Origin of the sequence: Pseudoalteromonas sp. N1230-9, from assembly GCF_032716425.1 — a bacterium.
GTDB lineage: Bacteria > Pseudomonadota > Gammaproteobacteria > Enterobacterales > Alteromonadaceae > Pseudoalteromonas.
The window spans coordinates 1765781-1788004 of the sequence record NZ_CP090419.1; the positions used below are offsets into that span (position 1 = coordinate 1765781).

Genomic DNA, 22224 nt, shown 5'->3' on the forward strand with positions numbered 1-22224 from the left:
ATATTATAGATTTAGATAACCCTCAGGTTTCTCTGAGGGCCATAATGACTACTTAAGGTGTTTAAAAGTATCAATCATCCATTTTATAAATAGCTCTAGTTGTGCATTGGTTTCACTTGGTTCGTGTTGCACTAAGTAATATTTATCCTTGGTTTTTAATGGCATATTAGTGAAATTAAATAACCATTGCTCATCAAACCAAGTCTGACTGATAGGTAAGGGGATTAGGGCAATACCCATGCCCTGTTGCGCAGCACGTGCCACACCAAACATACTATCAACCTGAATAATTTGCTTTGGTGCAAAGTCATCAATACCAGCATGCTCTGCCCATTGGTGCCAAGCCCAGGGACGTGCCTTATGAAGTATTAAAGGAACTTCATTTAATGCCTGAAAAGGGTTTTCTTGCCATGCTTGCCAGTTTTCTTTATTGCAAGCTGGCGTATACGATAGCGAAAACAACTCATGTACAACCCCTTCGTGCGGTTTAGACGAAGACAATACAATCGATAAGTCGCTTTGCTTAGTTAGCTCTTTACGCGTTTTTAAGGTATTTAACTGTAAGTTTGTATTTGGGTGATCGCTAGTCCATTCGCTCAGTTTTGGCATTAACAGCTCACTGGCAAAAAACTCAGGTAGCGTAATACTGATCGTTACGTTCTCTTGTAACTGACTAAACTCATTGATGGTTTTTTCTAGCGCTTTGATCAGCGGTGATACAGAGTCATAAAAATTTTTCCCTGCAGCTGTTAAGCGGATAGAGCGGGTTTGACGTTCAAACAGTTCAATACCCAATTGTTCTTCTAATTGTTTGATCTGATGGCTTACGGCTGAAGGCGTAAGGTAGAGTTGGTTTGCAGCATCTTTAAAGCTAAGGGTGCGTGCAGCAAAACAAAATGAGCGTAAGCCACGAATAGGTGTTTGCATAGTTAATTTCAGTAAGTCTCAATAGCGCTTGTTAGTTAATTAACTGCTAAGCAATTATTATCCCAAAATGTAAAAAGTAAGAGAGTAAAAGTTGAATATAGCTAATATTTGCACAAATGCATAAAAAAGACTCTTTAATTAATTGTTTAATCTACTTTTATTGCATTTAAAAGATTTTAGCAGTTTTCTGAAACAGGTAACACCCTATACTTCAATGACTTTCACTTCACAAAGTTAGGGCATTTTATACTATTTATGTGACAAATTGGTGCAACTTAAAGTAAATCAATAGATAAAAAAAATCCCTCTTGCGAGGGATTTTGGGTAACTCAGCGCCATTGGCACTGGGAATGAGGTCGGTACATGGGATGTGAGTGGCTTAAAAAGCCATCTCTGGAACATCACCTTCAACAAGCAATTTGCCTGCCGTTTTGCTAATAATTTCATCTACCGACACGCCCGGAGCACGTTCGATTAGATGAAATGCGCCGTCTTTAACTTCTAGTACGGCTAAATCAGTTACGATTTTCTTTACACAGTTAACCCCAGTTAGCGGTAAAGTGCAACTTTCTAATAACTTAGAGTCGCCATGCTTGCTTGCATGAGTCATCGTAACAATAATATTCTTCGCGCCAGCAACGAGGTCCATCGCGCCACCCATGCCTTTAATTAGCTTTTTTGGGATCATCCACGATGCGATGTTACCGTTCTGGTCAACTTCAAATGCACCTAATACTGTTAAGTCTACATGACCACCCCGTATCATGGCAAAACTATCTGCACTATTAAATATTGCTGCACCTGTGGCTGCTGTCACGGTTTCTTTACCCGCGTTGATCATATCTGCATCAACTTGGTCTTTGGTTGGGTACGCACCCATGCCTAATAAACCATTTTCAGACTGCAACATAACTTCGATACCGTCAGGTACATAGTTAGCAACCAGAGTAGGGATACCAATACCTAGGTTTACGTAATAGCCATCTTGTAGTTCTTGTGCAACACGCATTGCAACTTGTTCACGTGATAATGCCATTTTATTGCTCCTTAATCGCGAGTTGTTACACGTTCAATGCGTTTTTCAAAGTCACCTTTGATCACGCGATTAACATAAATACCTGGGGTATGAATTTGGCTTGGCTCAAGTTCACCTGGCTCAACAATCTCTTCAACTTCAGCAACGGTAATTTTACCTGCTGTCGCGGCCATCGGATTGAAGTTCATTGCTGTATGGCGAAATACAAGGTTACCGTAGCGGTCGGCTTTCCAGGCCTTAACAATGGCAAACTCACCTGTAATTGATTCTTCTAAGATATACGGGCGACCATCAAATTCTTTGACTTCTTTGCCTTCGGCAACAGGAGTGCCGTAACCTGTAGCTGTATAAAACGCAGGAATACCCGCACCACCAGCGCGCATCTTCTCAGCGAGTGTCCCTTGTGGTGTTAAAACAACATCAATTTCGCCATCGAGTAGTTGTTTTTCGAAAAGCGCATTTTCACCCACATAAGAAGCGATGATTTTTTTAATTTGCTTATCGTGAAGTAAAATCCCTAAACCAAAATCATCAACACCGCAGTTGTTCGAAACAACGGTTAGATTTTTAGTTTGTTTACGCTTAATTTCACTGATAAGTCCTTCAGGAATACCACACAAGCCAAAGCCACCAGCGATAATAGTATCGCCATCTTTTAAACCTTCCATTGCAGCTTCATAACTTGAAACCACTTTATCGAAACCGGCCATGAGCCTACTCCTTAATTATTCTGAGTGTTCTTTAGAGCAAGTGATACCTTGCTGACAGGTTGTTTATTTAGTGCACTGCAAATAGCCCAACCAGCTTTCGCCAGTATTTCTAAATCAATTCCATGCTCTATGCCAAGCCCTTGTAGTAAGTAAACTACATCTTCAGTGGCAACATTTCCTGACGCACCTTTGGCATAAGGGCAGCCACCAAGGCCTGCAACAGCACTATCAACCGTTGCTATACCGCGTGTTAGGGCGGTGTAAATATTTGTGAGCGCTTGTCCATAGGTGTCGTGAAAATGTACAGCGAGTTTTGATTTATCAATATGTTGCAAGAGTAAATCTAATAACTCATCGACTTTTTTCGCCGTACCTACACCAATGGTGTCGCCAAGGCTAATTTCGTAACAACCAAGCTCTAATAATCGCTCTGATACCTTTAATACATCATTGTAGTCGACATCACCTTGATATGGACAACCCATGACGCAGCTAACATAACCTCTAACACGAATGTTATTCGCTTTGGCAAAATCCATTACATCTTTAAAGCGGTCAATACTTTCATCAATAGAGCAATTAATGTTCTTTTGACAAAACGCTTCACTTGCTGCTGTAAAGATAGCAAATTCTTGTATGCCGACTTGTTTTGCTGCCTCTGCACCCCGTAAATTTGGGGTGAGTGCACTTAAATTAACGTCTGGCAAACTTAACGCGCTTATTACATCGCAAGAGTCAGCCATTTGTGGCACCCATTTAGGTGACACAAAGGCGCCTGCTTCAATATCTTTAAGCCCAGCATCTGCAAGGCCGTTGATAAGAGCGACTTTATCTTGAGTGCTAACGGCGGCTTCATTTTGCAAACCGTCTCTGGCGCCAACTTCTACAATGCGAACAAAATCAGGAAACTGTGCCATTACGCCTCCGGCTCTTCAACAATCGCGAGCATATCACCATGACTCACCAGTTCACCTTCAGCAAAGCAGTAGCTCGTTAATACACCATCATGCGGGGCATTAAGGGTGTATTCCATTTTCATCGCTTCGATGATGATAACCGCGTCACCTTTAGTAACCGTACTACCCACCTCAACTAAATGTTTAACAACAGTACCATTGAGTGGTGCAGCGAGTGGCAATGCATCACTTTCGTGTTCACTAATATAGTGTTTATCAATCAGCTCTAGCACCGTTTGCTGTGCTTTGTACATCACTGTGATGTGAGAGTCTGTTTGATTGATATGACCCACGATTTTTTCGCCATTAACAACTAAGTTTGCAAGGCCATTTTCAACCTTACCCGAGGTTGTATAGTCAACCCCATCTAAGCTAATTTCAAAGCCTTCTGCTGTTTTAACCGCATGAACGTTTAAATCAACAAACGGAATTGTTATTTTAGCGTCACTGTTTAGCATAAAGCCTGTTAATTGTTGCCATGGGCTGCTGCTTTCACCTTTTAGTTGATGTGCAGACGCATAGGCTGCCACAACAGTTGCAATTACAGACTGTTGCTCGTTTTTAGCAACAAGTCGCTCACCTTGGTCCTCAATAAAGTGCGTATCAGGTGCACCTGCTTGAAAAGTAGGGTGGTTAGCAAGGTTATGTAAGAAATTAACGTTACAGCTAAAACCTGATAGGTGGAATTGCTCTAGTGCTTTTGATAAACGCCCAAGCGCTGCCTCACGGTTATCGTCATGAACAATTAATTTAGCAATCATAGGATCGTAGAACGGGCTAATTTCATCACCTGCGGCAATCCCTGTATCTATACGAACAAATTCAGATTCGTTCGGTGTGAATAGGGCGTCAATGTGGCCAGAACACGGAATAAAGTCATTACTTGGATCTTCTGCATAAATACGCGCTTCAAAGCTGTGGCCTTGTAGCTGAATATCTGCTTGGTTAAGTGGTAATGCTTCACCTGCAGCAATGTTGATTTGCCAATTCACCAAATCAACACCGGTTACCATTTCTGTTACTGGGTGCTCTACTTGTAAACGGGTGTTCATCTCCATGAAGAAGAATTCATCACCGCATAATAAAAACTCAACAGTACCTGCTCCGCGATAGTTAATCGCTTGGGCACAACGTACCGCCGCTTCACCCATTTCTTTACGAAGTGCATCAGATAAACCCGGAGCAGGGGCTTCTTCAATTACTTTTTGGTGACGACGCTGTAATGAGCAGTCACGGTCGCCTAAGTACACACAGTTACCATGACTATCGGCAAAAACTTGTACTTCAACATGGCGAGGTTTGGTGACATAGCGCTCTAACAGTACTAAATCGTTACCAAAACCGGCTTTTGCTTCACGTTTTGCACCTTCAAGTGCACTTATAAAGTCTTTTGCGTGTTCAACAACTCGCATACCTTTACCACCGCCACCAAAAGCCGCTTTAATCAGTACCGGGTAACCAATTTTTTCAGCTTCGGCTTGTAAGAACTCAGTATCTTGGTTGTCACCATAATAACCAGGCACTAAAGGTACATTTGCTTGGTGCATAATTTCTTTAGCGCGGGTTTTTGAGCCCATGGCTTCAATGCTGGATGCTGGCGGGCCAATAAAGGCGATATCATTTTTCTCACATGCGAGCGCAAAGTCACAGTTCTCAGATAAAAAACCATAACCTGGGTGAATACAATCAACACCTGCTTGTTTTGCAACATCGATTATTTTGTCTGCCACTAAGTATGAGTCTTTACTTGGCGCAGGACCAATGTGATACGCCTCATCAGCAAGCTTTACGTGCTGAGCATGTTTATCGGCATCTGAGTAAACAGCAACCGTTGTTAAGCCCATTTGCTTTGCTGTACGCATAACTCGGCAGGCAATTTCACCACGGTTGGCAACGAGAATTTTTTTCAATGATTTTGTTGTCATAATGGTTCCTATTTCTGCCAGTTAGGGGCACGTTTTTCAAAAAATGCAGTCAGGCCTTCTTGGCCTTCTTCAGATACACGTATGCGTGCAATGCGCTCAGCGGTTAACTCAATCAGTGCATCATCAATTACGTTGCCAGCGACATCATTTATTAGCTGTTTTGCTGCTTTAACAGCAACAGGACCATTGTTGACAAGGTTTTGTAAGTGTTTGTCGAGCGCTGTTTGTAAATCGCCGGTGATCTGGTGAATTAAACCCAGTTGCTTGGCCATATGCGCGTCAAAAATCTCAGCCGTTAAAAAATAACGACGTGCAGCGCGTTCACCAATAGCTTTAATGACATAAGGGCTTATAACCGCAGGAATAAGACCCAGCTTTACTTCACTTAAGCAAAATTGCGCATCGTCTTGGCAAATCGCGATATCACAACAGGCAATCAAGCCTAAGGCACCGCCAAATGCAGCACCTTGTACGGCACAAATTGTAGGGTGAGGGCTTGTAGCAAGGACTTTCATAAGCTTTGCCAGCTGCATAGAATCCGCTAAGTTTTCAGCAAAGTCATTGCCAGCCATCGACTTCATCCAGTTTAAATCAGCGCCAGCAGAGAAGTGCTTACCTTCGGTTTTTAAAACCAGTGCGCGCACATCGCAACTGTTTGCGTGTTCAATTAAACGGATCAGCTCACTAATGACTTCTTCGTTAAATGCATTGTGTTTTTCAGGGCGACTTAGTACCAGTACAGCCACATTTGATTTTGTTATTTCGAGTGTTACTGACATAAGGCCTCCATTACATTCTAAATACGCCGAACTGCGAATCGCGCTCTGGTGCATTTTTAGCTGCGCTTAAGGCAAGCCCTAATACATTGCGGGTATCAGCAGGATCGATAATGCCATCATCCCAAAGGCGGGCACTGGCGTAATATGGATGACCTTGTTTTTCGTATTGCTCGATAATTGGCTTTTTAAACTCACTGACTTGCTCATCAGTCATGCTTTCGCCTTTACGGGCTAAACCGTCTTGTTTAACTTGTGCTAGAACGCCAGCTGCTTGTTCACCACCCATTACAGAGATACGGGCGTTTGGCCACATCCACATCATGGTAGGCTCAAACGCGCGGCCACACATACCGTAGTTACCTGCACCGTACGAGCCACCAATTAATACGGTGAATTTTGGTACATCAGCACATGACACAGCGGTAACCATTTTCGCCCCATGTTTGGCGATACCTTCGGCTTCGTATTTTTTACCAACCATAAAGCCAGTAATGTTTTGTAAAAACACCAAAGGAATTTTGCGTTGTGCACATAGTTGTATAAAGTGTGCGCCTTTTTGCGCTGATTCACTGAATAAAATGCCGTTGTTGGCAACAATACCGACAGGGTGACCAAAGATTTTTGCAAAGCCGGTTACTAAGGTTTCGCCAAAGTAGCGTTTAAATTCATCAAATGATGAATCATCAACAACACGGGCAATTACTTCGCGTACATCAAATGGCTTTTTAAGGTCAGTACCCACAATGCCGTAAATTTCGTTAATGTCGTAACGCGGCGGTTTAACATCATCAAGTAACGGTGCAGTAGGGCGTTGATAGTTAATTCGTTCAATACATTGGCGAGCAATCGAAAGTGCATGGGCATCGTTTTCAGCATAGTGATCGGCAACACCTGATGTTTTACAGTGAACATCAGCACCACCGAGCTCTTCAGCACTCACTTCTTCACCTGTAGCCGCTTTAACCAGTGGCGGACCAGCTAAGAAAATTGTACCTTGCTCTTTTACGATAATACTTTCATCAGCCATCGCTGGTACATAAGCACCACCTGCGGTACATAAACCCATTACGACTGCAATTTGTGGGATGCCTTTACCAGACATACGAGCCTGATTATAGAAAATACGGCCAAAGTGTAATTTATCTGGAAATACATCATCTTGTTCAGGCAGGTTTGCACCGCCTGAATCAACTAAATAAATACACGGTAAATGACAACGCTCTGCGATATCTTGGGCACGTAGATGTTTTTTCACTGTTAGTGGAAAGTATGTACCGCCTTTTACGGTTGCATCATTGGCGATGATCATACATTCAACGCCTTTCACACGACCAATCCCAGCCACAACACCGGCACAAGGAATAGCTTGTTCGTATACACCAAAGGCAGCAAATTGAGAAATCTCTAAAAATGGCGAGCCTTCATCAAGTAGCGTTTCAATACGGTCACGAACAAACAACTTACCACGGCCTTGATGGCGCTCAATTAGGGCAGGGCCACCGCCTAAACGGATATCCGCTACTTTTTCACGTAAATCACTTACGAGAGCGGCCATGTTGTCGTGATTTTGCAAAAATTGCGGATCGTGTGGATTTACACTCGATTTTAAAATCGTCATAACAAGGTCCTATCGGCTTTCAGTGAATAATTCGCGACCAATTAGCATGCGGCGGATTTCAGAGGTACCTGCGCCAATTTCATATAGTTTTGCATCACGTAATAAACGACCTGTCGCGTATTCGTTGATATAACCATTACCACCTAAGATTTGGATAGCATCAAGGGCCATCTTAGTTGCCAGCTCTGCGGCATATAAAATCGCACCAGCGGCATCTTTACGCGTTGTTTCGCCGCGGTCACATGCACGAGCTACCGTGTAAACGTATGAACGAGCTGCATTCATTTGCGTGTACATGTCAGCAATTTTGCCTTGAATAAGTTGGAATTGACCAATTGGGCTATCAAATTGTTTACGCTCATGAATATAAGGAACCACAATGTCCATACATGCTTGCATAATGCCAAGCGGGCCAGCAGCTAAAACAACACGCTCATAATCAAGGCCACTCATAAGTACTTTTACGCCTTCGTTTAAGTTACCTAGAATGTTTTCTGCTGGTACTTCGCAGTTCTCGAGCACTAATTCACAGGTGTTAGAGCCACGCATACCAAGTTTGTCTAGCTTCTGCGCAGTAGAAAATCCTGGTGTGTTACGTTCAACGATGAACGCTGTGATCCCTTTAGGGCCGGCATTTAAATCTGTTTTTGCATAGATAACAAAGGTATCGGCATCTGGACCATTGGTGATCCACATCTTGTTACCGTTAAGTACAAACACATCGCCTTTTTTCTCAGCTTTTAATTTCATTGATACAACGTCAGAACCCGCATTTGGCTCACTCATCGCAAGGGCACCAATGTGCTCACCGCTGATAAGCTTAGGCAGGTACTTTTCTTTTTGAGCCTGTGAGCCATTTCGGTTGATTTGGTTAACACATAGGTTTGAATGAGCACCATAACTTAAACCAATCGATGCGCTTGCACGGCTAATTTCTTCCATTGCGATTACATGCTCAAGGTAACCAAGGCCCGCACCGCCAAATTCTTCAGGTACTGTCATACCTAATAATCCCATTTCGCCAAGCTGTGGCCAAAGTTGATTAGGGAAGGCATTGTCTATATCGGTTTGTTCTGCAAGTGGGGCAATTTCTTGGCTCGCAAAGCTATTAACGTGATCGCGGATCATGTCTGCTGTTTCGCCAAGTCCGAAGTTCATTTCTTTGTATAGTGAAATAGTGCTCATAATGTGTGTTCCTGTGAGAGTCTGTTGACGAGATTGTTGTCAGGTTATTCGTCTAAATTATTAAGGGTTTCACGACAGCGGCGTTCTGCTGTAACCAATTCCATCAGTACAACTTTAATGTCGTCCATCTGTTGGCTTAGGTCTGCTTTTTTCTCTGCGATAAGGTCAAGCATAGTCACTAGCTGTTTAGCGCTTGATTTATCTGCGTCGTACAGTTCAAACAAACGGCCCGTTTCGGCCAAGGTAAAACCTAAGCGTTTACCGCGTAAAATAAGTTTTAGTCTTACTTTGTCGCGTTTTGAATAAATACGGGTTTGACCATTGCGATCAGGTGAGATCAGGCCTTGGTCTTCATAAAAGCGGATAGAGCGGGTGGTAATATCAAATTCTTTTGCTAGTTCGCTGATACTAAACGTTTGCTCATTGCTAGCAGGTTCAACTGCCGCGCTTTCAAAGTTTGTTTGATTGTCTTGTTTCATGATTTATTTACCTCATTCGAATAACACCAATATAAGTGAAGTTTACGTAAAGGTAAAGGGTGATTTGGGAGTTATACTTTAGACTTATAAAGATAACTGGTTGGATTTGTTGAAAAGCTTTATTTATCTAGCCTTGTAAGCAAATGTTCGATTTTTCATACAACAAAATACAGATAAGTTTACAGTTTTACCAGCCGCAAAAATGTTGATTTTAGATTTACGTTGGCGTAAACGTAAATATTATGTATGCTGAATTAAATCGAAATTAAACTATAACAAATTAACTGTTTGGTTACACATGATTTGAACACATGATGATAACCACTTACATGGAGCCAATTATGACTACTGAAGCCGTTGTTATTGTTGCCGCAAAACGCACCCCTATGGGTGGTTTTATGGGCGCACTAAGTGGTGCACACGCAACTGATTTAGGTGCTACAGCTATTAAAAGTAGCTTAGAGCAAGCCGGTTTATCTGCCGATAAGATTGACGAAGTGATCATGGGCTGCGTATTACCAGCTGGTCTTGGTCAAGCACCTGCACGCCAAGCAATGTTAAAAGCGGGTCTTAATCAAGGTACTGGCGCTACAACAATCAACAAAGTATGTGGTTCTGGCTTAAAAGCTGCAATGTTTGCCCATGACTTAATTAAATCAGGCTCTATCAACTCAGCGGTTGCTGGTGGCATGGAAAGCATGAGTAATGCCCCTTATATGTTACCAAATGCACGTTCAGGTATGCGTATGGGTCATGGCGAAGTAAAAGATCACATGATGTGTGATGGCCTTGAAGATGCTTACGACAACAAAGCAATGGGTTGTTTTGCACAAGACACTGCTGATCAGTATTCAATTGGTCGTGAACAAATGGATAACTTTGCGCTTAGCTCACTAACTAAAGCGAATAGTGCGATTGAAACCGGCGCATTTGCAAACGAGATTGCCGCGCACACTATTTCTACTCGCAAAGGTGATGTGACCGTTGCGATTGATGAGCAACCAGGCAATGCACGTCCTGATAAAATCCCGGGTTTACGTCCTGCATTCAAAAAAGACGGTACGATTACAGCTGCAAACTCGTCATCAATTTCTGATGGTGCAGCAGCGCTTGTGTTAATGCGTGAATCAAATGCTAAAGCACAAGGTTTAACACCACTGTGTCGTATCGTTGCTCACAGCACACATTCTCAAGCACCAAGTGAATTTACTTTAGCACCAGTTGGCGCAATGCAATCGCTTTTAGAAAAAGCAGGTTGGTCTGTTAATGATGTTGATTTATGGGAAATCAACGAAGCGTTTGCCATGGTGACTATGCTTGCAATTAACGAGTTAAAACTTGATGAAAGCAAAGTAAACGTAAACGGCGGTGCCTGTGCACTTGGTCACCCTATTGGTGCAAGCGGTGCGCGTATCTTAGTTACCTTAATTCATGCATTAAAGAATCGTGGTCTTAGCAAAGGTGTTGCCTCACTGTGTATCGGTGGTGGTGAAGCTGTTGCTATGGCAATTGAAGCTATTTAATCACTTTAGAATTTTAATCTCTCACAGCCGCAACGTATTTTAAAAACTATCATGTTGCGGCCTCTTTATACCCACTGGGGAGGAGTGCCTCATGCACCAAGTACCTTTATTTATCAACGGCGAATTTACCCAATCAAGTTCATCGCAGTTGATTGATGTTATCAATCCTGCAAACCAAGAAGTGTTAGCTCAAGTCCCGTGTGCAACGGATACTGAAATGGATGCAGCCATTGCCTCTGCAAAAGAAACATTTAAAACATGGAAAGAAGTGCCAATTTCTGAGCGTGCGCGGATTATGATGAAATACGCTGCACTACTAAAAGAAAACCATGACGAGCTTGCGACGATTATTTGTCATGAGCTAGGTAAAACATTTGAAGATGCCAAAGGCGATGTTTGGCGTGGTATTGAAGTTGTTGAGCAAGCAGCCAATGCACCATCACTAATGATGGGCGAAACAATGGAAAACGTAGCGCGTAAAATCGATACTTACTCTTACATGCAGCCACTGGGTGTATGTGCGGGTATTACGCCATTTAATTTCCCTGCGATGATCCCATTATGGATGTTCCCACTGGCTATTGTGTGTGGTAACACCTTTATTCTTAAACCATCAGAGCAAGATCCACTAACACCGATGCGTTTAGCTGAACTATTTGTTGAAGCGGGCGCGCCAAAAGGGGTGTTACAAGTTGTTCATGGCACAAAACCACAAGTTGACCGTTTATTAGAAGACCCAGCAGTACGTGCTATTTCATTTGTTGGCTCGTGTGGTGTAGGTGAATACATCTATTCAAAAGGCACAGCAAACCTTAAACGCGTACAAGCTTGTGTAGGTGCAAAAAACCACATGGTTATTATGCCAGATGCAAGTAAATCGCATGTTGTAAATAACCTAGTCGGTGCGTCTGTAGGTGCTGCGGGTCAGCGCTGTATGGGTATTTCGGTTGCTGTATTTGTTGGTCAAGCGAAAGACTGGGTTGATGAAATTAAAGCAGGCTTTGAAAACGTACGCCCTGGTGTATGGGATGATGCAAACGCGGCTTACGGCCCACAAACATCAAAAGCTGCTAAAGACCGTATTCTATCACTTATCGCAAGTGGTAAAGAACAAGGTGCAACGTGCTTAATTGATGGCTCTGACTTTACTGTTGAAGGTTACGAGCAAGGTAACTGGGTTGGTCCAACGTTATTTACTGATGTAACAACCGAGATGGATTTATACAAAGAAGAGATCTTTGGTCCTGTATTGGCTTGTATGTTTGTAGATACTCTAGAAGAGGCGATTGAGCTTATCAATAACTCGCCTTACGGTAACGGTACTTCGTTATTCACATCAAGCGGCGCTGCTGCACGTAAATTCCAACATGAAATCGAAGTAGGTCAAGTTGGTATTAACGTGCCAATTCCCGTGCCACTACCGTTTTTCTCATTCACAGGTTGGAAAGGCTCATTCTACGGTGACCAACACACCTACGGTAAGCAAGGTATTCGTTTTTACACAGAAACGAAAACAATTACTTCACGTTGGTTCGAGGATGATATCGCCTCAGGTCCGAACATGAGTATCAACCTTAAATAAGCTGTAATTAATTTACTGCTGAGCGAGCACATGCTCGCTCAAAGAACACACATTTAAACGACAACAATCGTTATTCACACAAGAATAAGACAACAAAATAGAGGTCTACTATGGACTTTAATTTAACCGAAGATCAGCAAGCGTTTGCTGAAACAGCCCGTCAGTTTGCAGAGTCAGAACTTGCTCCACATGCAGCTAAGTGGGACCAAGAACACATTTTCCCTAAAGACACCATTAAAGCAGCCGGTGAGCTAGGCTTTTGTGGTTTATATACCCCTGAAGAAGCGGGTGGCTTAGGTTTGTCTCGCCTAGATTCAAGCATTATTTTCGAACAGCTTGCAATGGGTTGTACCGCAACAACCGCTATGTTGACCATTCATAATATGGCAACCTGGATGATTGCAAGCTTTGGTACTGAGGACGTTAAAGCTCAGTACTGTGAGCAATTAGTAATGGGTGAGTTACTTGCGTCTTACTGTTTAACAGAGCCGGGTTCTGGCTCTGATGCCGCATCACTAAAAACCAAAGCGGTAAAAGAGGGCGATGAGTATGTGATCTCAGGTTCTAAGATGTTTATCTCAGGTGCTGGTGAAACTGATTTACTCGTTGTTATGGCGCGCACTGGTGGTGAAGGCGCAGCCGGTATTTCGGCATTTGTTGTGCCAGCTGACGCAGTAGGTATCGAATACGGTAAAGCTGAAGAAAAAATGGGCTGGAATGCACAGCCAACACGTTTAATTAGTTTTGAAGGTGTCAGAATTCCTGCGGCTAACTTACTAGGCCAAGAAGGCGAAGGCTTTAAGTTTGCAATGCAAGGCCTAGATGGTGGCCGAATTAATATTGCTACCTGTTCATTAGGTACAGCACAAGCAGCTCTTAATACTGCGCGCGAATACCTAAAAGAACGTGAGCAATTTGGTAAGCCATTAGCTGCTTTCCAAGCACTGCAATTTAAGATTGCCGATATGAACACTGAGCTTGTTGCCGCTCGTCAAATGGTGCGCTTAGCCGCATTTAAACTAGATACCGGTGACAGCGAAAAAACCACTTACTGCGCGATGGCAAAACGTTTTGCTACAGATGTTGGTTTTAAAGTCTGTGACGACGCACTACAAATTCACGGCGGTTACGGTTACATCAAAGAATACCCATTAGAGCGTCATTTCAGAGACGTCCGTGTGCATCAAATTCTTGAAGGCACAAACGAAATCATGCGCGTGATTATCGCACGCCGTATCTTAGCTGAGTCAGCTGGCGACATTCTATAAGGAGCAACCTATGTCTAATCCATCGATTGATTTAAATATTGAAGGTAACGTAGCGGTTTTAACCATGAATAACCCGCCAGCGAATACCTGGACACAAGATACATTAACCGCGCTTAAAGACACCGTAACTGAGCTAAATGCTAACAAAAATGTCTATGCATTAGTGATTACAGGTCAAGGTGAAAAGTTCTTTAGTGCTGGTGCTGATCTGAACGTATTTGCAAGTGGTGATAAAGGCGTTGCTGCTACTATGTCAAAAGAGTTTGGTGATGCATTTGAAGCACTAACAAATTTCCGTGGTGTATCAATTGCGGCAATTAATGGTTATGCCATGGGTGGTGGTCTTGAAGTGGCTCTTGCTTGTGATATTCGTATAGCTGAAGAGCAAGCTCAAATGGCACTGCCTGAAGCGAAAGTTGGCTTACTGCCTTGTGCTGGCGGTACGCAAAACCTTGCATGGCTTGTTGGTGAAGGCTGGGCAAAACGCATGATCTTATGTGGCGAGCGCCTAAAAGCAGACAAAGCTCGCGAAATTGGCCTTGTTGAAGAAGTGGTTGGTGCTGGCGAAAGTTTAGCTGCAGCAATGAAACTTGCTAACCAAGTTGGCGAGCAAAGCCCAGTTGCTGTGACTGCATGTAAAGAACTTATTCAAAAAGGTCGCACCCAACCTATGGCCCATGCATTGCCATTAGAGCGTGAGTTATTTGTACAATTGTTTGATACGAAAGACCAAAAAGAAGGCGTGAATGCATTCTTAGAAAAGCGTAAAGCAAATTGGGTAAATGGCTAATGACTAACGTAACACTACTAAATCATCAAGATGCGCCTGTGGTGTTTGAAACTGCAGAGGCCGAGAGTGGCCTCATTGCAATTGCGACACTCAATGCGCCTAAGTCTTTAAACGCTTTAAATTACGACATGATCCAACTGCTTGAGCCTCAGCTTAGAAAATGGGCTGACGATGACGCCGTTGCCATGGTCGTGCTAAAAGGGGCTGGCGAGAAAGCATTTTGTGCTGGTGGCGATGTAGTAAGCCTGCATAAAGCAATGAGCACAGGTGAGCCTGCTAACTACATTGAAGACTTTTTTACCCTTGAGTACAAATTAGACTACCTAATTCACTGCTATGAAAAGCCAATATTACTTTGGGGTAATGGCATTGTTATGGGGGGCGGCCTTGGCTTAATGGCTGGGGCAAGTCACCGAGTGGTAACAGAAACATCGCGTATTGCAATGCCTGAGCTAACCATTGGTTTATACCCTGATGTGGGCGGCAGTTATTTCTTACATAAAATGCCTGAGCAAGTGGGTCTATTCTTAGGGTTAACTGCGGCGTCTATCAATGCTGAAGATGCCTTGTTTGTTAATCTTGCTGATCACTATGCAACAGCAGATAAATATGACGCTATTTTAACGGCTATCACCGCTGAAAAGTGGGGCAAAACAGCCTCATTAAACCACGAAAAGCTGACAAATATTCTAATCTCTATTGATAATATTTCAGGCCGTGTTCCTAAAGGCAATGTAAAAGATAACTTACCGGTTATTCAAAAGCTGGCTGAGTTTGATTCATTGCAGGGGAAAATTGACTACATTCAAGCTTTACAAACTGAAGACAAATGGCTTACTCGTGCGCAAAAGTCATTAGCGCATGGTTGTCCGCTTAGTTGTGCGCTGGTAGAACGTCAATTAGCTAATTCAAAAGAGATGACGTTAGCAGATTGCTTCAAAATGGAGTTAGGCATGTCAGTTCGTTGTGGCGAAGTAGGCGAGTTCCAAGAAGGCGTTCGTGCGCTACTAATCGACAAAGACGGTGCACCTAACTGGCAGTTTAAATCGATTAGCGATATCGACGAAACAGTTGTAGATAGCTTCTTTACAGCACGCTGGGATGAACAATCTCACCCACTTAACTCATTAACGTCATCTTAAGTCCAAGGGGTAAACAAATGGCTAAATTAACAATAGGATTTATTGGTTTAGGCAACATGGGTGGCCCAATGGCGGCAAACCTTGTCAATGCAGGTCATACAGTTCGTGTGTTTGACTTAAATAAAGCAGCGGTCAGTGAGCTTGCTGATAAAGGTGCAATTGCTGCTACCGATGCAGCTGAGTGTGCCATTGGCGCTGATATTTTTATCAGTATGCTACCAGCAAGCAAACACGTTAAGTCGCTTTACTTAGGCGAAACAGGTCTTATCAACTTACTTGATAGCAAAACTTTGGTGATTGACTGCTCAACCATTGATGCCGAATCAGCGCGTCAAGTAGGTAGTGAACTTGCTCAAAAAGGCATTGATTTTGTTGATGCACCGGTATCAGGTGGTGTAGCAGGTGCAACAGCGGGTACTTTAACCTTTATCGTCGGTGGTGAGCAAAGTCACTTTGAAAAAGCCAAGCTGGCTTTAGTAGATATGGGTAAAAATATCTTCCATGCTGGTGATATTGGTGCAGGCCAAGTCGCAAAAATCTGTAACAACATGTTGCTCAGCATTTTAATGGCTGGCACTAGCGAAGCACTACAAATGGGCATTAACAACGGGCTCGATCCAAAAGTGTTAAGTGACATCATGACCGCAAGCTCTGGCCGTAACTGGACGCTTGAGCTTTACAACCCATGCCCTGGTGTAATGGAAACGGCGCCAGCAAGTAATGATTATAAACCAGGCTTTATGGTTGATTTAATGGCGAAAGACTTAGGTCTTGCTATGGAAGCGGCTCAGCAAAGTAATTCATCTACCCCAATGGGGTCAATGGCGAAGAATCTATACACTATGCTTCAGCATCAAGGTGCGGGGAGTGATGATTTTAGCGCTATTTTTAAATTATTCTCGAAGTAGGAGATTGTTGTGGAAATTAAAAACAACAACATTGTAATTACCGGTGGTGCGCAAGGTTTAGGCTTTGCGATGGCCGAGAAATTTGCATCCCTTGGCGCGAACATCGCCCTTATCGATATGCAACAAGACGTACTTGATACTGCAGTATCAGCGCTTGCCAAGCATGGCACAAAAGTCATGGCGTATGCTGCTAATGTTACAGATGAAGATGCAGTGGTAGCAACGTTTAACACGATTAACAAAGACTTTGGCCATATCGGCGTGTTAATTAACAACGCGGGTATCTTACGCGATGGTATGTTTATCAAAGCAAAAGAAGGCAAAGTGGTAGATAAAATGTCGTTGGCTCAATTTCAATCTGTGATTGATGTGAACCTGACCGGTGTATTCTTAGCTGGTCGTGAAGCTGCGAGCCACATGATCGAGTCTGGCAAAGGTGGCGTTATTGTTAATATGTCGAGTGTTGCCCGTGCTGGTAACATTGGCCAAACAAACTACGCAGCGTCTAAAGCCGGTGTTGTTGCGATGACAACGGGTTGGGCGAAAGAATTAGGTCGCTTTGGTATCCGTGTTGGTGCAATCGCACCAGGTGTTATTCGCACTGCAATGACAGATGCAATGAAACCAGAAGCAAAACAACGCATGATGGCAGTAACGCCAGTGGGTCGTTTTGGTGAAGCACAAGAAATTGCCCAAACAGCACAATACATTGTAGAGAATGACTTTTTTACAGGTCGTGTTGTAGAAATTGATGGTGGTATAAGACTTTAATTTCAACTACCCATTGAGTCCCAAAACGGTAAGCTTTGCTTGCCGTTTTTTTGCTTTAAGTCGCAACAAACCTTAATTGAACTCAGCCCTTGTAATTAACTTTCCTACATTCAATAATTAAAGTCGTTTTCTACCTTGAGAGATGCAGTGAATCCTAAACAAATCCGCAATTTTTATATCAATGAAGAACAGTCTGTTTATTTGCTGTCTCACCATGATGCTAAAAAGCACCGTCAATGGCTTAACATTTGTATTAAACAGCTAACCTTGCTTGGTTACAGTGACGTTGAATTAATTGGTTCTGGTGCATTTGGCTTTGTATTTGCGGGTGTTGATGACGAAGGTATGCCTTGGGTTTTTAAGTTTTCACGTATAACCCTTGCACAAAGTGTACGTGACCGTCTTGAAGACGAAGCGTATATGCTTTCGCAAGTGAATAATCCACTGGTGCCAAAATTTTATGCATTTGAGCGCATTAAAAAGCAAGGCATTTTAATGATGGAGCGCGCTTTAGGTGAAGACTTAGAAAAAATCTCCATCAAACAGGGGCGTTTTAGCGCAGCAAAAATTATGGCGCTGGCGCTTAAGCTTCGTAATGTTCTTATTGACTTACGTGAACACAAAAATGGCATCAGCCCACAACCAATTGTACATGGTGATATTAAACCCTCTAACATCGTTTATGATGAACAAACAAATAAGTTGTCGTTGGTGGATTGGGGCAGCTCTGTTTATGCACAAATAGACGCAGAAGGTAATCCGGTTGCCAGTAACTTTATGGATCTTATGTCTGCTGATATCAGCACCACTAATGCACGCATGGGGGATGTGTATTTTATTGGTGATGAGCAAATGTCGGGCGGGCAGTCATCGCCACGTTTTGATGAGCAAGGTGTTGCTTCAACCCTTTATGCACTGGCGTCTGCACAATCGTGTCGATTTGGTGCTGCTGTTATTCCGGCTACAAGCCTCAATTTACCTATGGAACTTGCCCGTGTTATTGACGGTATGCTATCAAAAAATAAGGCCACTCGTGATGGTGCGGGTGATTATTTTATGCGTAACATGCCAACAATGGCCAAAGCTTACCTACCTGAGTTACCCCGTAAAGTCATTCGCCCTCATATTCCTTATTGGTTTAGTGAGTTTGATGAGCACCCAGATACGGTGGTTTATAGCTCCCGTAAGCAATTTCTGAGACAAGCAGACCATAATCAACAATTACTTGATGTAAACGATGCCCAGCTCGATAGATACTACAAAGAATTTTTATTTGATACCGGCGACACCGAAAAAGCATTTTTGGCCTCTATTAGCCGATTAGCAAAATACCCAGTAGTAGGGGGGCTGAGTTTTCATTGGAAAGAAAACTCACTGTTTGTTGAGTCTTCCCTTATACTGCATGATGAAACACTCGGCACTGCCTTTACCGATGCGATTAACAACACGGTGATGTTAGCGCAGGGGATTGAACAAAAAGGTCTCTTTAAATGTTGCTTATTTGATGCGCGTAAGACCATTCAGCTCGAGCGTGATGGCACAGGTGCGTTTAAATTTGAACACTTACCTGAACTTGATTATGAAGTAATGGATGTACAAGCCTCAGATGTAACCAGACCACACTCCTACTTTGAAGATGGTAAAGATCCTGATGAGCAATTACAGCTCCCGAAGAAGGTTATAAAGTGTGTATTTGAGCTAAACCAGATACACCATACGGGCTGTATCATTTTTGAAGCCTTACCTGATAGGATGAAAATACATCATTACTATCGTCTGCTTGATGCAAGTAAAGAGCCTGAATTTAAACGTTTGCTAAGTAAGTTGATGCAATATGCAGTAAGTATAACTGATGTAGGTGTAGCTGGCTTTATGAAACTACCTTACAAAAATACCCGTGAATTTGATTTATGTGCTAAACAAGCCGATGAGTTTTACCCGCGTGATCCGAAAAGAATTTTGGTGGAATGAGTTATTTAACTAGGACTCATTGTAAACGGTATTGAAAACACAACTTTCCAAAATAAAATATAGAACACGCATTATATTGTCACTTTTTGTACACGCGCGATAATCGTGGTTTAATGCAAGCAGCTAATTTCAAAAAGTAAAGCATTACTCGCTTCAACCTGCCATTTTAGGTGTAAACCAGCTTAAGGAAGAGTTGTGGAAATAATCGAAGAAAATAAACTTGAAGAACTATTAAGACTAGCGGCAGATGAACCTGCTCATCGGCCAGAGTTTTGCGAAACTTTACTTAATTCAAACGTGTTTTTACTGGGTGCTACAGAACAAGTAGAGGCTTATGGGCATAACAACCTTGAAGCTGGTAGTCACATTCAAATACAACACTGGCAAAGAGCTGATGGCTTATCTGTCATCCCGTTTTTTTCGTCTTTAGAAGTGCTTCAAAAATCCATTGACACTGAACAGTCGTATTTGATGCTGCCAGCCCGCTCTTTATTTGAAATGACACAAGGAGCAACATTATTCCTCAATCCTAAGTCAAATTATGGTAAAGAGTTTTTACCACAGGAAGTGGCTCAGCTATTAACCACAGGTATCAGTCAATCTCCAATACAGAGAGTTGTCGAGAGAGAAACAACAGTCCTATTGGGAGAGCCCGCTAATTATCCTCATAAAATGATTGACTCTTTAACTCAGTTATTCGCAAAGCATAGAAATGTGAATAGCGCCTACCTTGCTTTAATGCACGATAAATCCGTTGATGAAAAGCCGCATTTAATTATTGGCATTGAAACAGATGGTGACGCTAAAAAAGTGATAACAGAAGCAGGCTCTGTCGCCACAGATACATTACCAAAAGGTGAATCAATAGATTTTTATCAAATCACAGAAAATGACTCTGGTTTAAGTGAGTTTTTGCTAACTCAAATTAAGCCCTTTTATGAGAAAAGATGGGGAACGAAGCTTTGTTCTGCGCTTGGCTCAGGGAAGGCATAAAAATCTTTGGTATTTTAAATGCTTAGTTGTTTCACAATGTGGTGTTTAGTAATCGTGAGGGATTATGAAAAAGTTTATTTTACTTGTTTTAGCTGTGCTCGCTCTGACTTCTTGTAGCAAGCCTTTGCCAGCGGATAAGTTATCTTACGTAGGTGAGTGGGAAAGCAAAGAAATGTACTTACTTATCCATCAAGACGGTACGGTGGTATATGAGAGGGTCCAAGATGGTGGGTCAACATCTATAAACGCGCCGTTAAAAGAGTTTAGAGGAGATGACTTTGTAGTAGGTGTGGCTTTTTTTACCTCTAATTTCGATGTGACAGAAGCACCACACTTGGTTGATGACCAATGGGTAATGGTTGTTGATGGCGTAAGACTAACAAAAAACCAAGGTTATTAGATATTGCTGTAAATACTTATAGGAATTTACTTAAATAATAAATAGTAGGTTGTTTTTATTATAAGAGATTCTTACTTTAGAAGCGTGTATTTACGTTATTTAGTATTTCAAAAGGGATGTTATGAATAAATTATTATTTTTTATTGTTTTTTTCGTTATTAGTAATGCTCAAGCAGCTGACACGACTTTTTTCTCAGAATTAAAAGCCGAGCTTGATCAGGCTGTACCAAAGATTTTAGACAAGCATAAAGCCCCAGGTGTAGCTGTTGCCTTTGTTCAAGACGAAGAGGTTACTGGATTTCTTTCTTATGGTTTTGCTGATATTGAAAGTCAAAAAGCGATTACAGAGAATACCATGTTTAATGTGGGCTCAATATCAAAAGTAGTAACTTCGTGGGGGGTTATGCAGTTGGTGGATCAAGGTAAAGTTGAACTTGATAAACCAATAAATAATTATTTAAAACGCTGGAAGATACCTAAGTCTGAGTTTGGAACTGAAAATGTAACGTTAAGAAATGTTCTGTCGCATACATCGGGCTTGTCTCTCGGCCCTTATTTTGGTTGGGGCTCATCGACAGATATTCCTTCGATTGTTGATTCATTAAATGGCAAGAATAATGGTGCAGGTGATGTAAAATTAATACATACACCAAATACAAAATGGTCCTACTCAGGTGGTGGGTACTCTATTGTTCAGTTACTCATAGAAGATGTATCGGGTTTAAGTTTTGAAGACTATATGCAGAAAAATGTACTTAAGCCGCTCGGAATGAATAACTCAACATTTAATGTAACACCTGCTGTTATGAGTAAATCAGCAACACCGTATGATGAAAATGCAAAGAAAACATCCATGATCTACTTTGCTGAGCAAGCTGCTGCGGGTTTACAAACAACTGCTATTGATTTAGCACGATTTAATTTAGCCGTGCTTAAAAATAAGGAAAATAAATACAATGGCTCTCGCCTTTTATCACAAGCTCTAATTACAGAAATGATTACACCTGTGGCAAACACAGGGGGGCGCTGGAGTATGAGTTATGTTGTCGATTCAGAAAATAAAAGTTTAGGCTTCGCTGGATTCAACCAAGGTTGGATAGCCTTAACACGGTCGATTACAGATCAAAATAGAGGCTACGTCATACTTACCAATAGCAGCATAGGAAGCGTTAGTAATGATATTGATAGTCTTATTTTATCTAAACTGCGCAAGCCTAAAAGTGAGTAGTTTATTGCAACTAAGCTTACTTAATAGGTATTT

20 protein-coding genes are annotated in these 22224 nt (G+C 42.3%); 11 read left to right on the forward strand and 9 right to left on the reverse strand.

Features of this window, described 5'->3' with window-relative positions:
* Window positions 1-48 precede the first annotated feature (48 nt).
* The 9 genes from LY624_RS08235 to LY624_RS08275 all read right to left on the reverse strand — a co-directional run bounded on the left by LY624_RS08235 (window position 49) and on the right by LY624_RS08275 (window position 9615).
* Window positions 49-927, reverse strand: a complete 879-nt coding sequence (locus LY624_RS08235; RefSeq protein WP_130149838.1) for a LysR family transcriptional regulator — start codon at window positions 925-927, stop codon at window positions 49-51.
* A 379-nt stretch (window positions 928-1306) separates the two neighbouring features.
* On the reverse strand, window positions 1307-1963 hold the full coding sequence (locus LY624_RS08240; protein WP_054561524.1) for a 3-oxoacid CoA-transferase subunit B: 657 nt from the start codon (window positions 1961-1963) through the stop codon (window positions 1307-1309).
* 11 nt (window positions 1964-1974) lie between these two features.
* On the reverse strand, window positions 1975-2673 hold the full coding sequence (locus LY624_RS08245; protein WP_055197201.1) for a CoA transferase subunit A: 699 nt from the start codon (window positions 2671-2673) through the stop codon (window positions 1975-1977).
* Between the two features lie 11 nt (window positions 2674-2684).
* A complete protein-coding gene (locus LY624_RS08250) occupies window positions 2685-3590 on the reverse strand; it encodes a hydroxymethylglutaryl-CoA lyase (RefSeq protein ID WP_341804302.1) in 906 nt (301 codons plus the stop codon).
* On the reverse strand, window positions 3590-5554 hold the full coding sequence (locus LY624_RS08255; protein ID WP_341804303.1) for an acetyl/propionyl/methylcrotonyl-CoA carboxylase subunit alpha: 1965 nt from the start codon (window positions 5552-5554) through the stop codon (window positions 3590-3592). The genes LY624_RS08250 and LY624_RS08255 overlap by 1 nt, the downstream gene beginning before the upstream one ends.
* Before the next feature lie 8 nt (window positions 5555-5562).
* Window positions 5563-6333: an enoyl-CoA hydratase/isomerase family protein gene (locus LY624_RS08260; RefSeq protein ID WP_341804304.1), complete on the reverse strand. Its 771-nt coding sequence runs from the start codon at window positions 6331-6333 to the stop codon at window positions 5563-5565.
* Window positions 6334-6343: 10 nt separating this feature from the next.
* A complete protein-coding gene (locus LY624_RS08265; RefSeq protein ID WP_054561520.1) occupies window positions 6344-7951 on the reverse strand; it encodes a carboxyl transferase domain-containing protein in 1608 nt (535 codons plus the stop codon).
* A 9-nt stretch (window positions 7952-7960) separates the two neighbouring features.
* Window positions 7961-9136 (reverse strand): isovaleryl-CoA dehydrogenase, encoded by a 1176-nt coding sequence (locus LY624_RS08270; protein WP_341804305.1) that lies wholly within the window; start codon window positions 9134-9136, stop codon window positions 7961-7963.
* Window positions 9137-9180: 44 nt separating this feature from the next.
* A complete protein-coding gene (locus LY624_RS08275; RefSeq protein WP_054553803.1) occupies window positions 9181-9615 on the reverse strand; it encodes a MerR family transcriptional regulator in 435 nt (144 codons plus the stop codon).
* A gap of 341 nt (window positions 9616-9956) precedes the next feature.
* On the opposite strand from LY624_RS08275, the gene LY624_RS08280 reads away from it, so the two are divergent.
* The 11 genes from LY624_RS08280 to LY624_RS08330 all read left to right on the forward strand — a co-directional run bounded on the left by LY624_RS08280 (window position 9957) and on the right by LY624_RS08330 (window position 22191).
* Window positions 9957-11138, forward strand: a complete 1182-nt coding sequence (locus LY624_RS08280) for a thiolase family protein (RefSeq protein WP_341804306.1) — start codon at window positions 9957-9959, stop codon at window positions 11136-11138.
* Window positions 11139-11229: 91 nt separating this feature from the next.
* Window positions 11230-12720: a CoA-acylating methylmalonate-semialdehyde dehydrogenase gene (locus LY624_RS08285; protein ID WP_341804307.1), complete on the forward strand. Its 1491-nt coding sequence runs from the start codon at window positions 11230-11232 to the stop codon at window positions 12718-12720.
* Between the two features lie 110 nt (window positions 12721-12830).
* Window positions 12831-13988 (forward strand): acyl-CoA dehydrogenase family protein, encoded by a 1158-nt coding sequence (locus tag LY624_RS08290; protein ID WP_341804308.1) that lies wholly within the window; start codon window positions 12831-12833, stop codon window positions 13986-13988.
* A gap of 10 nt (window positions 13989-13998) precedes the next feature.
* The gene (locus tag LY624_RS08295; RefSeq protein WP_341804309.1) at window positions 13999-14778 is read left to right on the forward strand and encodes an enoyl-CoA hydratase; all 780 of its coding nucleotides are present in this window, start codon (window positions 13999-14001) and stop codon (window positions 14776-14778) included.
* Window positions 14778-15920 (forward strand): enoyl-CoA hydratase/isomerase family protein, encoded by a 1143-nt coding sequence (locus LY624_RS08300; protein WP_341804310.1) that lies wholly within the window; start codon window positions 14778-14780, stop codon window positions 15918-15920. Before LY624_RS08295 ends, LY624_RS08300 begins: the two co-directional genes overlap by 1 nt.
* A gap of 17 nt (window positions 15921-15937) precedes the next feature.
* The gene (mmsB, locus tag LY624_RS08305; protein WP_138557510.1) at window positions 15938-16828 is read left to right on the forward strand and encodes a 3-hydroxyisobutyrate dehydrogenase; all 891 of its coding nucleotides are present in this window, start codon (window positions 15938-15940) and stop codon (window positions 16826-16828) included.
* Window positions 16829-16837: 9 nt separating this feature from the next.
* Entirely contained in the window at window positions 16838-17599 is a 762-nt protein-coding gene (locus tag LY624_RS08310; RefSeq protein WP_130149847.1) for an SDR family oxidoreductase, read from the forward strand.
* A gap of 147 nt (window positions 17600-17746) precedes the next feature.
* On the forward strand, window positions 17747-19570 hold the full coding sequence (locus LY624_RS08315) for a protein kinase domain-containing protein (protein WP_341804311.1): 1824 nt from the start codon (window positions 17747-17749) through the stop codon (window positions 19568-19570).
* 195 nt (window positions 19571-19765) lie between these two features.
* Window positions 19766-20563 carry an enhanced serine sensitivity protein SseB gene (gene sseB / locus LY624_RS08320; protein ID WP_341804312.1) on the forward strand — a complete coding sequence of 266 codons (798 nt, stop codon included), beginning with the start codon at window positions 19766-19768 and terminating at the stop codon, window positions 20561-20563.
* Between the two features lie 64 nt (window positions 20564-20627).
* Window positions 20628-20963 carry a lipoprotein gene (locus tag LY624_RS08325; protein WP_341804313.1) on the forward strand — a complete coding sequence of 112 codons (336 nt, stop codon included), beginning with the start codon at window positions 20628-20630 and terminating at the stop codon, window positions 20961-20963.
* A 121-nt stretch (window positions 20964-21084) separates the two neighbouring features.
* Window positions 21085-22191: a serine hydrolase domain-containing protein gene (locus LY624_RS08330; RefSeq protein ID WP_341804314.1), complete on the forward strand. Its 1107-nt coding sequence runs from the start codon at window positions 21085-21087 to the stop codon at window positions 22189-22191.
* Window positions 22192-22224: the final 33 nt, after the last annotated feature.